This is a genomic window from Streptomyces sp. CC228A, from assembly GCF_021390935.1.
In the GTDB taxonomy this organism is placed as follows: Bacteria; Actinomycetota; Actinomycetes; order Streptomycetales; family Streptomycetaceae; genus Streptomyces.
In genome coordinates, this window is record NZ_JAJPUI010000002.1 from 865,168 (window position 1) to 877,219 (window position 12,052).

The window sequence follows — 12,052 nt, forward strand, 5'->3', positions numbered from 1 at the left end:
GGAGGATTTCGTACGTTTTACCCGAGATCGCCACTCCGGTTACGCCAGGTGACGCCATCCCCCGCACCCGGGGCGGGCTGCACGTCAGACGCCGGGCCACTCCGGGGAGCGCTTCTCGTTGAAGGCGGCGACGCCTTCCCGCCGGTCGCCGGAGAAGGCCACGGTCCGCCAGGCCGCGTCCTCGACCTCCAGGCCCGCCCGGAGGTCGAGGCCGTGGCCGAGCCGCATCGCCTTCTTGGCGGCGCGCAGTCCGACCGGCGAGTTGGCGGCGATCCGCCCGGCCAGCTCCAGGGCGGCGCCCCGGGCGTCCTCCTCCACCAGCTCGTCCACCAGGCCGAGTCCGGCCGCCTCGGCCGCGGGCACCCGGCGGGCCGTGAAGACCAGCTCGGCGGCGCGGGCCGCCCCCACGCGGCGCGGCAGCAGCTGCGTACCGCCGCCGCCGGGGATGACGCCGACCGACACCTCCGGCAGCCCGACGACCGCGGTCGCGTCGGCCACGATCAGGTCGCAGGCCAGGGCCAGCTCGAAGCCGCCGCCCAGGGCGAAGCCGTGCACGGCGGCGATCGCCGGCATGGGCAGCTCCAGCACGCCGGTGTAGCAGGCGCGGGCGGTCGGCCGCTGGCGGCGCAGTTCGTCGTCCGTGAAGGAGTTGCGCTCCTTGAGGTCGGCGCCCACGCAGAACGCCCGGTCATGGGAGGAGGTCAGGACGGTGACCCGCACGGACGGGTCGGCGGCCAGGGCGTCGCAGGCCGCGGCGATGCAGCGGGCCATCTCGGACGAGACGGCGTTCATGGCCTTGGGGCGGTCGAGCAGCAGCTCGGCGACATGGCCGTGCCGGCGCACGGCGACGAACTCCCCGAAGCGCAGGTCGGTGGCAGCGGACGACGAAGCGGACACGGCGGCGGGCCTCCCGGTTAACGACCGTTCATTTGGTTACCCGGGGATCTTAGGCTCCCGCCGCGACAGCAGCCAGGGCTCGATCACGCCGAGGCCGCGCACCGGCCGCTGCCACATCGGCTGGAGCGCGAACCGGTACGCGGGTGGCGTCCCGCCCTCCTTCTCCGCGCGCGCGGCCTCCTCCGCGAGCTGCGCCTCCGACTCCGGCGCCTCCCGGGTGCGGGCCAGCTCCTCCGCGAACGCCCCGTCCACGAGGACGGCGTCCTTCGGCGCTATCGAGGTGAGGCGGCTGGCGAGGTTCACGGTGGTGCCGAAGACGTCGCCCATGCGCGTGGTGACCGTGCCGAAGGCGATGCCGACCCGCAGCGCGGGCATGGTCTCGTCGTTCCTGAGGGTCTCGATGAGCCGGAGCGCTATCTCCGCGGCGGTCCCCGCGTCGTCCGCGGCGAACAGCACCTCGTCGCCGAGCGTCTTGATGAGCCGCCCGCCGTGGGCGGCGACGAGGTCGGCGCAGGTGGTCTCGAAGGCCTCCACGAGCTCCCCGAGCTCCTCCTCCTCCAGCCGCCGGGTCAGCCGGGTGAAGCCCACCAGGTCGGCGAAGCCGACGGCGAGCCGGCGGTCCACCATCTCGTCGTCGTCGGCCGCCTGCACGACCCGGCCGGTCGCGGCGGCGAGCTGGCGCCGCCACACGTACACGAGGAACTCCTGGAGCTCCGGCAGCAGCAGCTCCACCAGCGGGTACGTGACCTCGGTGCGGGTCATGCCGGGCTCGGGCGGCTCGGTCAGCCCCTCCAGGAACGAGTCGATCTGCCACTCCGCGAGGCGGGCCGTGGTCTGCCCGGTGGACCGCGCCACCTGCACGGCCATCGGCTCGCTCAGCAGCCCGGCCTCCACGAGGCCGGCGAGCCGCCGCAGGGCCAGCACGTCGGCCTCCGTCAGGGCCTTGGCCTGCCCGATGTCGGCGAAGCCCATGGCCCGCCAGAACCGGGACGCGAGGTCCATGGAGACGCCCGCGGTGCGGGCGGCCTGGAAGGGGGTGTAGCGCCGCTCGGCGCCGAGGATCAGCTGCTCCAGGCGGATGGCCAGGGGGTCGTCGGTCGGCTCCGCCGTGTGGTCGACGACATGGTGGGGGGTGGGGTGTGCCGTTCCGCCAGCGTTCGCGTCGTCGACGGTCACCGGCCGCCTCCTGCCCGTTCCGTACGCACTGCTCCGCCGTTCTGTCGCCGCCCTGCCCCGTGGCGTGCACGAGGGGGTGCTGCTGGGCACCCCCGGGCGGGCCGCCTCAACGATACGTCAGGTGTGCCGTAGCTCACGTCCCGGCGTCCCTGCGCGTTCAGCCCGCGGGGCGCAGATGGACGATGTCGCCCGCCCCCACGGCCTCGCGGCCGCCGTCGGCGGTGGCCAGGACCAGGCGCCCGTCGCCGTCCACGGCCACGGCCTCGCCGGTCAGCGTCCGGTCGCCGGGCAGCTCCGCCCGCACGGTGCGGCCCAGGGTGGCGCACCCGGCGGCGTACGCCTCCTGGAGCCCCGAGGCGGCCGGGTCGCCGTCGGCGGCGGTCCACCGCCGGTACCACTCCTCCAGGGAGCGCAGGACGGCCCGCAGCAGCGGGTCGCGGTCGGTGCAGACGGCGTCGGCGAGGGCCAGCGAGCCCGCGGTGGGCACCGGGAGCTCGTCGGCGCGCAGGGTGACGTTGAGGCCGAGCCCGACGACGACGCCGTGCTCGGCGGCGCGTTCGGCGAGGATCCCGCCTGCCTTCCGCTCCTCCTTCTCCGCGCCCTTGCCGACGTGCACCAGCAGGTCGTTGGGCCACTTGAGGGCCGTGTCGACGCCGGCGGCGCGGGCGAGCGCGGTGGCGGCGGCGACCCCCGTGAGCAGCGGCAGCCAGGCGAGCCGCCGTACCGGCACCGCGGGCTTGAGCAGCACGGAGACGAAGAGCCCCGACCGGGCGGGCGCCGACCAGGTCCGGTCGAGCCGCCCGCGTCCCGCCGTCTGCTCCTCGGCGACCAGGACGGCACCCTCGGGGAGGTCGGGGGCGCGGCGCGCAAGATCGGAGTTGGTGGAGTCGACGGAGGGCACGACGTCGAGGGAGGTCCACAGCGACCCCGGCCGCAGGAGGGCCCGGCGCAGCGCCGCGGGATCGAGCGGGGGCCGTTCGAGGTCGCTCCAGCGTCCGCCGGCGCCGGAAGCGGGGCTTCCGGAGCCGCTGCCTGCACGCTTCGCTGGACCAAGTGAGGGCGTCATGCAACCCAGCGTAGGTGTGGCAAACACCGCACTGCCGAAGGCCACCCCCGCCGATACGCTACGGGCCAGTAGCCAACGCAGCCCGTGACCACACGTGTACCAGGCAGGGAGCCGCATCCCGATGTCCGAGCGTCCAGAGATCGACATCCACACGACCGCGGGGAAGCTCGCGGACCTGCAGCGCCGAATCGAGGAGGCGACGCATGCGGGTTCCGAGCGCGCCGTCGAGAAGCAGCATGCCAAGGGCAAGCTGACCGCGCGCGAGCGCATCGACCTGCTCATGGACGAGGGCTCCTTCGTCGAGCTGGACGAGTTCGCGCGGCACCGCTCCTCCAACTTCGGCCTGGAGAAGAACCGCCCTTACGGCGACGGCGTGGTCACGGGGTACGGCACGGTCGACGGCCGCCCGGTGGCGGTCTTCTCCCAGGACTTCACCGTCTTCGGCGGCGCCCTGGGCGAGACCTTCGGCCAGAAGATCGTCAAGGTGATGGACTTCGCCCTGAAGACGGGCTGCCCGGTGATCGGCATCAACGACTCCGGCGGCGCCCGCATCCAGGAGGGCGTGAGCGCGCTCGGCCTGTACGGCGAGATCTTCCGCCGCAACACACACGCGTCCGGGGTGATCCCGCAGATCTCCCTCGTCGTCGGCCCGTGCGCGGGCGGCGCGGTCTACTCCCCCGCGATCACCGACTTCACCGTGATGGTCGACCAGACCTCGCACATGTTCATCACCGGCCCGGACGTCATCAAGACCGTGACGGGCGAGGACGTCGGCTTCGAGGAGCTGGGCGGCGCCCGCACCCACAACGCCACGTCCGGCGTCGCCCACCACATGGCCGCGGACGAGAAGGACGCGATCGAGCACGTCAAGTCGCTGCTGTCGTACCTGCCGTCGAACAACCTCTCCGAGCCCCCGGTGTACCCGGAGGAGGCGGACCTCACCGTCACGGACGAGGACCGCGAGCTGGACACGCTGGTCCCGGACTCGGCGAACCAGCCGTACGACATCCACACCGTGATCGAGCACGTCCTCGACGACGGTGAGTTCCTGGAGACGCAGGCGCTGTTCGCGCCGAACATCGTCACGGGCTTCGGCCGGGTGGAGGGCCACCCGGTGGGCGTGGTGGCGAACCAGCCGATGCAGTTCGCCGGCTGCCTGGACATCGACGCGAGCGAGAAGGCCGCGCGCTTCGTCCGCACCTGCGACGCCTTCAACATCCCGGTCCTGACCTTCGTCGACGTGCCCGGCTTCCTGCCGGGCGTGGGCCAGGAGCACGAGGGCATCATCCGGCGCGGCGCGAAGCTGATCTACGCGTACGCGGAGGCCACGGTGCCGCTCATCACCGTGATCACCCGCAAGGCGTTCGGCGGCGCGTACGACGTGATGGGCAGCAAGCACCTGGGCGCCGACCTCAACCTCGCCTGGCCCACGGCGCAGATCGCCGTCATGGGCGCGCAGGGCGCGGTGAACATCCTGCACCGCCGCACCCTGGCGGCCGCGTCCGACGAGGAGCGCGAGGAGCTCCGGGCGCGCCTGATCCAGGAGTACGAGGACACCCTGCTGAACCCGTACACGGCGGCGGAGCGCGGCTACATCGACGCGGTGATCATGCCGTCGGAGACCCGCGCGCACATCGTCAAGGGCCTGCGTCAGCTCCGCACCAAGCGGGAAGACCTGCCTCCGAAGAAGCACGGCAACATCCCCCTGTGAGGAGCCCCAGATGATCAGAGTCGTACGGGGCAACCCGACCCCGGAGGAACTGGCCGCCGCACTGGCAGTGGTCCGGGCCCGCGCCGCGGCGGCGTCCGCGGCGCCCGCCGCGGACGGGGCTCCCGCGACGCCGGACGCGTGGTCCGACCCGTCGCGCGTCGCCCGCGTCCGCACCCGTCGCCCGGGGCCGGCGTCCTGGTCGCGCACGTACTGGCCCGGCTGATCCCGGCGCGTCCCGCGCCCGCGCCCCGCTGCACGAGCCGGGGCGCGCGGACGCGGACGCGCAGCCGCGGACGCTTCAAGGCGTGCAGGGCGGCGGGGCGTGCCGCCTGCGGTGCGCCGTGCGGCTGCGCCGCGGCGCACGCCACCGCGGACCGGCGCACGCCCGGGCCCGCCGCACCACGTGGACGCGTGCGGGACCTGGGCCTGCGGCCGGACGGCACAGGCCGCACCGCGCGGCGGCGGACGCGTGCGGGACCGGGGCACCCCGCCCGGTAGCCCACCGGACCCGGCGGACACGGGCCGCCCCGCACCGGCGTGCGCCGCGGCACGCGCCACCGCTCCCCGGCCGTACCGGCAGCCACGGGCAGCCCCGCCGCACCGGCGGTGCCGTGCCCCCTCCGGGCGTCAGTAGGGTTCGGGGAGGTCCCCGAGGTGCGCGTGCAGCCGTTCCCTCAGCAGCAGGTACGCGTCCCACCGGCGCGGCAGCGGGCCGGGCGGCCGCTGCACGGCCCGGGCAGCGGATACCACCTCGCCGCGCCTGAACTGCTCCCGCGTCAGATCCAGCTCGACGCCGCTCGCCAGCCGGTTCCACCAGTGGTACCCGCGCTGCACACCGTCGGCGTGCACCTCGCCGACGACCAGGTCGCCGCCGAACAGGTCGTGGACCACCAGGGCCGTGATGTCGCAGTGCCCCCAGGAGGGGTTGTCCGGCAGCCACACGTCTCGGTCGTCCGGCGACGCGGTGTCCGCCGCCCAGCAGGCCCGCAGCGCCCGGTCCAGGTCGAGCAGGTTCCATGGAGTCATGCGGCCAGCGTCGCACCCGGCGCTGACATCGCCGGCGGCGTGGATGAGTACGCGTACTCAGGCGCCCCGCGCGGCGCGGGCGCACCATCGAAGGATGCTGTGGTCCGACCCCGATGACGAGCCGCCCGAGGACATGCGGGCCACACAGGCCATGCTGCGCCGGGCAGGGGTCCTCCTGGCCGTCGCGATGCTGTTCCTGATGCTCGCGACGGGCCTGCGCTGACCGGCGGGTGCAGGGACGCGGGCCGCCGCGCCCGTTTCCGTACGATGGCGCCATGAGCCCACAGCGCCGCCTCGTCCTCGCCTCAGCCTCCCCCGCCCGCCTCGGACTGCTGCGGCAGGCGGGCCTCGCCCCCGAGGTCATCGTCAGCGGTTTCGACGAGGACCGCATCACCGCCCCCACCCCTGCCGAACTGGCCCTGGCCCTGGCGGAGGCCAAGGCGTCCCTGGTGGCCGCGAAGCCGGAGGTCCAGGGCGCGCTGGTCGTCGGCTGCGACTCCGTCCTGGAACTGGACGGCCGGGCCCTCGGCAAGCCGGCGGACGCCGAGGAGGCCGTCGCCCGCTGGAAGTCCATGCGCGGCCGCGTCGGCGTCCTGCAGACGGGCCACTGCGTGCACGACACGGCGGCCAAGCGGTACGCCTCCGGGACGGCGTCCACGCTGGTCCGCTTCGGTGACCCGACGGACGAGGAGATCGCCGCGTACGTGGCGACGGGCGAACCCCTCAACGTGGCGGGCGCGTTCACGCTGGACGGCCGCTCGGCCCCGTTCATCGAGGGTATCGACGGCGACCCCGGCAACGTCATCGGCCTGTCCCTGCCGCTCTTCCGGCGCCTGCTGGGCCAGTTGGGCGTGGCGATGACGGACCTGTGGACGTGACCGCCCCCACCGCCGCGGCACTGCACCCCGCTTGACGCCCCATCGGCTCCGCGGCGCCCTTGCGCCGCACTGCCGCACCGGGCCGCGGGCGCGGGCCCGCGGGGGCGCGCACCACGGCGTATGCGCCCCCGCCGGGCGCCGCTCCGGCGTGCGGCACGTGCCCCGCGCGGCTACGGCGCCGCCGCCGCGCCGTCCTGCCGGGGCGCCGGCTCGTCCCCGTACGCGACGAGGGCCAGCACCAGCAGGCCCAGCACCAGCATCAGCACCGCGAAGGCGGCCCAGCCGACCACGGCCACGGCCACCGCGCCCAGCACGCCGTGCGTGATCGCGCAGGAGACCAGCAGGATCCTCGTCCAGCGGGCGGGCGCCCGGTCGCGTACGCCGAGGCGGAGGAGCACCGCCCCGCACAGCGCCAGGTACGCGCCGAAGACGGCGCCCATCGCCCAGGTGCCGGCGACCATCGCGTCGGGGTCCAGGTCCGCCAGCGACATCCGCTGGTCGCCCTGGACCTTCGCGAGCACCGCGTGCAGCACGAGCACGCCCACCGCCTCCAGCAGCAGCACGGTGGCCGCCGTCAGCGCTATCGGTCTGCGGGTCGCCACGGGTACCCCCTGCGCGCTCGGTCGGTTACCGGCAGTACGGAGAAACAACGCGCAGGCTACTCACCGGTAAACCCCTGGGCAAGGGTCCTGACGCAACAGCAAAGAATCATTCGCCCATTCGTAGGGACTCCACAAAGAAACAACCCGCCCCGCTGGCCCAGAGGACAGAGACCTTGGCCACACCGCGGGGCTACTGTGCAGTGGAGAAGCCCTGCTTACCGAGGCAGGACAAGGGGTCCAGAGGCCCGAGAGACCCCGTTTCACGCTCCGTGTGGGCAACCTCACGACTGGGGAACAGTCGAAACGTCGTGTCGGCAGTCCCTAAACTCAGCGTGTTTTGGGAATGGAGGGAGCCATCGTGCGCAAGGTGCTCATCGCCAACCGTGGCGAAATCGCTGTCCGTGTCGCCCGTGCCTGCCGGGACGCCGGGATCGCCAGCGTAGCCGTCTACGCCGACCCCGACCGGGACGCCCTGCACGTCCGTGCGGCCGACGAGGCATTCGCCCTGGGCGGTGACACCCCGGCCGCCAGTTATCTGGACATGGCCAAGGTGCTCCAGGCGGCCAAGGACTCGGGGGCCGACGCGGTCCACCCGGGCTACGGCTTCCTGTCGGAGAACGCGGAGTTCGCCCAGGCCGTCATCGACGCCGGGCTCGTCTGGATCGGCCCCCCGCCGCAGGCGATCCGCGACCTCGGCGACAAGGTCGCCGCCCGGCACATCGCCCAGCGCGCCGGCGCGCCGCTGGTGGCCGGTACGCCGGACCCCGTGTCGGGAGCGGACGAGGTCGTCGCGTTCGCCCGCGAGCACGGGCTGCCGATCGCGATCAAGGCCGCCTTCGGCGGCGGCGGGCGCGGGCTGAAGGTGGCCCGCACCCTGGAAGAGGTCCCCGAGCTGTACGACTCGGCGGTCCGCGAGGCCGTCGCGGCGTTCGGCCGCGGTGAGTGCTTCGTCGAGCGCTACCTGGACAAGCCCCGCCACGTCGAGACCCAGTGCCTGGCGGACAAGCACGGCAACGTAGTCGTGGTCTCCACGCGTGACTGCTCCCTGCAGCGCCGCCACCAGAAGCTCGTCGAGGAGGCGCCCGCGCCGTTCCTGACCGACGAGCAGAACGCCGAGCTGTACCGCGCGTCGAAGGCCATCCTGAAGGAGGCCGGCTACGTCGGCGCGGGCACCGTGGAGTTCCTGGTCGGCGCCGACGGCACGATCTCCTTCCTGGAGGTCAACACCCGCCTCCAGGTCGAGCACCCGGTCACCGAGGAGGTCACCGGCATCGACCTCGTGCGGGAGATGTTCCGCATCGCCGACGGCGAGGAGCTCGGCTACGGCGACCCCGCCATCCGCGGCCACTCCTTCGAGTTCCGCATCAACGGCGAGGACCCGGGCCGCGGCTTCCTGCCCGCCCCGGGCACGGTGACCCTGTTCTCCCCGCCGACCGGCCCGGGTGTCCGCCTCGACGCCGGTGTCGAGTCCGGCTCGGTGATCGGCCCCGCCTGGGACTCCCTCCTGGCCAAGCTGGTCATCACCGGCGCCACCCGGCAGCAGGCCCTGGAGCGGTCCCGGCGCGCGCTCGCCGAGTTCCAGGTCGAGGGCATGGCGACCGCCATCCCGTTCCACCGCGCCGTCGTCGCCGACCCGGCGTTCGCCCCCGCCGAGGGCCCGTTCACGATCCACACCCGCTGGATCGAGACCGAGTTCGTCAACGACATCAAGCCCTTCGCCGCGCCCACCGACGCGGAGGCGGACGAGGAGCCCGGTCGCGAGACGGTCGTCGTCGAGGTCGGCGGCAAGCGCCTGGAGGTCTCCCTCCCCACCTCGCTCGGCATGTCCCTGGCCCGCACCGGCCTCGCCGCCGGAGCCAAGCCCAAGCGGCGCGCCAAGAAGAAGGCCGCCGCGGCGGCCTCCGGCGACACCCTCGCCTCCCCGATGCAGGGCACCATCGTCAAGGTGGCCGTCGAGGAGGGCCAGGAGGTCAACGAGGGCGACCTCATCGTGGTCCTGGAGGCCATGAAGATGGAGCAGCCGCTGAACGCCCACAAGGCCGGCACCGTCAAGGGCCTCACCGCCGAGGTCGGCGGCTCGGTGACGTCCGGCGCGGCGATCTGCGAGATCAAGGACTGACGGCCGCGCACAGCGCAGCCCGGCGCGAGGGGCCCTCCGGATCGTTGCGGAGGGCCCCTCGCCCGTACCGGCCGGATGGCATCCTGGAGGACGAGGAGGGTGCGGCGATGACGACGACCCGGCCCATGCGGGCCGATGCCCGGCGCAACCACGAGCGGCTGCTGCGCGTGGCGCGCGCGGCCTTCGCGGAGCAGGGCGCGGACGCCGCGCTGGAGGAGGTCGCGCGGCGCGCCGGCGTCGGGATCGGCACCCTCTACCGGCACTTCCCGAACCGCCACGCCCTGCTGAACGCCGTCTTCCAGGACGCCCTGGCGGCCCTGCTGGCGCGCTCCCGCGAGCTGGCGGACACCGAGGAGCCGTGCACGGCGCTGGTGGAGTGGCTGCGGGCCATCGTCACCCACGCCGGCGAGTACCGGGGGCTGGCGCGGGCGCTGATGTCGGCGCCGTACGAACCCGGTTCGGCGCTGTCCCAGTGCAGCGAGCCGCTGCGCGCGGCGGGTGAGCGCCTGCTGGTCCGCGCGCAGGAGGCGGGCGCGGTACGGGCGGACGTGTCGATCGGCGACCTGATGCAGCTCACCAACGCGATAGCCCTGGCGGCGGAGCAGGACGCCGGCGACCCCGAACTGGCCGACCGCCTGCTGACCCTGACCCTCCGCGGCCTCAAGGCCTGAGCCCCGAACGGCCCCGAACGGCCGGGCCACCGAGCCGGGACGGCCCGGGCGGTCGGCGCCACTGCGCAGGTACGGCCCCGGGGGGCGGTCGGGCCGCTCCGCCCGTACGGCCCAGACGGCCTGGGTTGCTCCGCCCGTACGGCCCCGGAGACGGCCCGGGCCACCGAGCCGGGACGGCCGCCCCCGGGCGCATGTGGCCGCTCCCGCCCGTACGGGCTGGGGGCCGCAGGGCCGCTGACCGCCAGGCGGCCGACCACGGCCGCTCCGCCCGTACGGCCCGGGGCGGCCGGGGCCACTGGCCGGTACGCCCCCGGGCGAGCAGCCACCCAGCACGTACTGCTCCGCCCCTACGGCCCCCGGGACGCCGGGCTCCCTGAGGCCCCTGCGGCACGGGGCTCACCCCGGCCGCCGGTCCCCCCGGGGCCTTCCAGGATCGCGGGGCATCCGACTCCGGAGAGCCCCCGGGCCGTCCGGCCCGCCGCCGGTACCTCGCCCGGCCCTCGGTGGGCAGGGCCCCCACGCCGCCCGGACACCGCCGGGAACCACCGGCCCCGAGGACCGGGGGCGTGCCCCTGGGACGTGCGCCCGGCCGGTGGCCGCCGTGCTCGCACGAGCGGGGGCGGCGGGCAACGGCGGTGAGGCAGCGCCTTCGCAGCGGGGGTTCAGCGGCGGCGCAGGTCGGCCACGCGGGCCTGGCGGTCCGCCGGAGCGGAGTCCGCGGCCGCGGTCAGGGACGCGGCGCGGAGGGGGCGCCCGGGTGGCGCCCTCGCTGGCCCGGAAGCGGCACGTCCCTGCGGTGCTGGCGGCCCGGCGGCGCCCCCTCAGCGGTGCGGGGGCCGGGCCCCGTGGCGGAGCCGCCGCCCGCTCCCGTACCGGAGGACGAGGCGACCGTGATCTGGACGCCCTGGTCGGCCAGGGCCTGGAGCTCCATCGCGGCGCGCTCGTCGTGGCCGGGTGGCTCGTCCGTCACGAGGCGGGTGATGAGGTCGGTCGGGACGGTCTGGAACATCGTGTCCGTACCGAGCTTGGTGTGGTCGGCCAGGACCACGACCTCCGCCGCCGCCTGGACCAGCGCCCGGTCGACGCTCGCGGACAGCATGTTGGAGGTGGACAGGCCGCGTTCCGCGGTCAGGCCCGCGCCGGACAGGAAGGCGCGGGACACCCGCAGCCCGTGCAGGGACTGCTCCGCGCCGCTGCCGACGAGCGCGTAGTTGGAACCGCGCAGGGTGCCGCCGGTCATGACCACCTCCACGCGGTTGGCGTGGGCGAGGGCCTGGGCGACGAGCAGGGAGTTGGTGACGACGGTGAGGCCGGGCACGCGGGCCAGCCGGCGGGCCAGCTCCTGCGTGGTCGTCCCCGCCCCGACCACGATGGCCTCGCCTTCCTCGACGAGGCCCGCCGCGACGTCCGCGATGGCGGTCTTCTCGGCGGTCGCGAGATGGGATTTCTGCGGGAAGCCGGACTCTCGCGTGAAACCGCCCGGCAGTACCGCACCGCCGTGCCGGCGGTCGAGGAGTCCTTCTGCCTCCAGCGCGCGCACGTCCCGCCGTACGGTCACTTCGGAGGTCTGGACGACGCGGGCGAGCTCCCGGAGCGATACCGCCCCATTGGCCCGCACCATTTCAAGGATCAACTGGCGACGTTCTGCAGCGAACACGAAACTGACAGTAACCCCAGCGGTCGAGGGTTTGCAGCCGTATGCGCCGAATACGAGAAGTTGCGAACAGACGGGGCCGCCAAGTGGTATGGGCAGCCCCGTCCGTGAACGGTCTTCGACCGCGGTATGTCCCGACTTGCCGGGGGTTGCCGGGGGTTGCCCCCTGGCCAAGGGTGTTCGTTTGACCGCTTTGGCGTCCTTACGCCACCCCGTCCGCCTCGCCGGGCCCGTGACCTGCGCCGCGCTACC

At 74.3% G+C, this 12,052-nt stretch carries 12 protein-coding genes; 6 read left to right on the top strand and 6 right to left on the bottom strand.

What is annotated here, in order from left to right; translation table 11 throughout:
- Nucleotides 1–84: 84 nt before the first annotated feature.
- The 3 genes from L6E17_RS09250 to L6E17_RS09260 form a co-directional block, all read right to left on the bottom strand.
- Nucleotides 85–897: an enoyl-CoA hydratase/isomerase family protein gene (locus L6E17_RS09250; protein ID WP_236240257.1), complete on the bottom strand. Its 813-nt coding sequence runs from the start codon at nt 895–897 to the stop codon at nt 85–87.
- A 36-nt stretch (nt 898–933) separates the two neighbouring features.
- Nucleotides 934–2,073: an adenylate/guanylate cyclase domain-containing protein gene (locus L6E17_RS09255; RefSeq protein ID WP_236240258.1), complete on the bottom strand. Its 1,140-nt coding sequence runs from the start codon at nt 2,071–2,073 to the stop codon at nt 934–936.
- A 157-nt stretch (nt 2,074–2,230) separates the two neighbouring features.
- The gene (locus L6E17_RS09260; RefSeq protein ID WP_236240259.1) at nt 2,231–3,139 is read right to left on the bottom strand and encodes a biotin--[acetyl-CoA-carboxylase] ligase; all 909 of its coding nucleotides are present in this window, start codon (nt 3,137–3,139) and stop codon (nt 2,231–2,233) included.
- A 121-nt stretch (nt 3,140–3,260) separates the two neighbouring features.
- Here L6E17_RS09260 and L6E17_RS09265 point away from each other — a divergent pair, with 121 nt between their 5' ends.
- Both L6E17_RS09265 and L6E17_RS09270 read left to right on the top strand, forming a co-directional pair.
- On the top strand, nt 3,261–4,850 hold the full coding sequence (locus tag L6E17_RS09265; protein ID WP_236240260.1) for an acyl-CoA carboxylase subunit beta: 1,590 nt from the start codon (nt 3,261–3,263) through the stop codon (nt 4,848–4,850).
- A 10-nt stretch (nt 4,851–4,860) separates the two neighbouring features.
- Nucleotides 4,861–5,073, top strand: a complete 213-nt coding sequence (locus L6E17_RS09270) for an acyl-CoA carboxylase epsilon subunit (RefSeq protein ID WP_236240261.1) — start codon at nt 4,861–4,863, stop codon at nt 5,071–5,073.
- Nucleotides 5,074–5,477: 404 nt separating this feature from the next.
- On the opposite strand, the gene L6E17_RS09275 is transcribed toward L6E17_RS09270, so the two are convergent.
- Nucleotides 5,478–5,876: a hypothetical protein gene (locus L6E17_RS09275; RefSeq protein ID WP_236240262.1), complete on the bottom strand. Its 399-nt coding sequence runs from the start codon at nt 5,874–5,876 to the stop codon at nt 5,478–5,480.
- Nucleotides 5,877–5,970: 94 nt separating this feature from the next.
- Here L6E17_RS09275 and mmpB point away from each other — a divergent pair, with 94 nt between their 5' ends.
- Complete coding sequence (gene mmpB, locus L6E17_RS30430; RefSeq protein ID WP_268984898.1) at nt 5,971–6,099, top strand: morphogenic membrane protein MmpB; 129 nt, start codon at nt 5,971–5,973, stop codon at nt 6,097–6,099.
- A 52-nt stretch (nt 6,100–6,151) separates the two neighbouring features.
- Nucleotides 6,152–6,754: a nucleoside triphosphate pyrophosphatase gene (locus L6E17_RS09280; RefSeq protein ID WP_236240263.1), complete on the top strand. Its 603-nt coding sequence runs from the start codon at nt 6,152–6,154 to the stop codon at nt 6,752–6,754.
- 170 nt (nt 6,755–6,924) lie between these two features.
- On the opposite strand, the gene L6E17_RS09285 is transcribed toward L6E17_RS09280, so the two are convergent.
- Entirely contained in the window at nt 6,925–7,356 is a 432-nt protein-coding gene (locus L6E17_RS09285) for a hypothetical protein (protein ID WP_236240264.1), read from the bottom strand.
- A 358-nt stretch (nt 7,357–7,714) separates the two neighbouring features.
- Between L6E17_RS09285 and L6E17_RS09290 the strand changes: the two genes are divergently transcribed.
- Nucleotides 7,715–9,475: a biotin carboxylase N-terminal domain-containing protein gene (locus tag L6E17_RS09290; RefSeq protein ID WP_236240419.1), complete on the top strand. Its 1,761-nt coding sequence runs from the start codon at nt 7,715–7,717 to the stop codon at nt 9,473–9,475.
- 107 nt (nt 9,476–9,582) lie between these two features.
- Nucleotides 9,583–10,146: a TetR/AcrR family transcriptional regulator gene (locus L6E17_RS09295; protein WP_236240265.1), complete on the top strand. Its 564-nt coding sequence runs from the start codon at nt 9,583–9,585 to the stop codon at nt 10,144–10,146.
- A 727-nt stretch (nt 10,147–10,873) separates the two neighbouring features.
- Here L6E17_RS09295 and L6E17_RS09300 read toward each other — a convergent pair.
- Nucleotides 10,874–11,767, bottom strand: coding sequence for a DeoR/GlpR family DNA-binding transcription regulator (locus L6E17_RS09300; RefSeq protein WP_268985028.1), 894 nt, complete (start codon nt 11,765–11,767; stop codon nt 10,874–10,876).
- Nucleotides 11,768–12,052 lie beyond the last annotated feature (285 nt).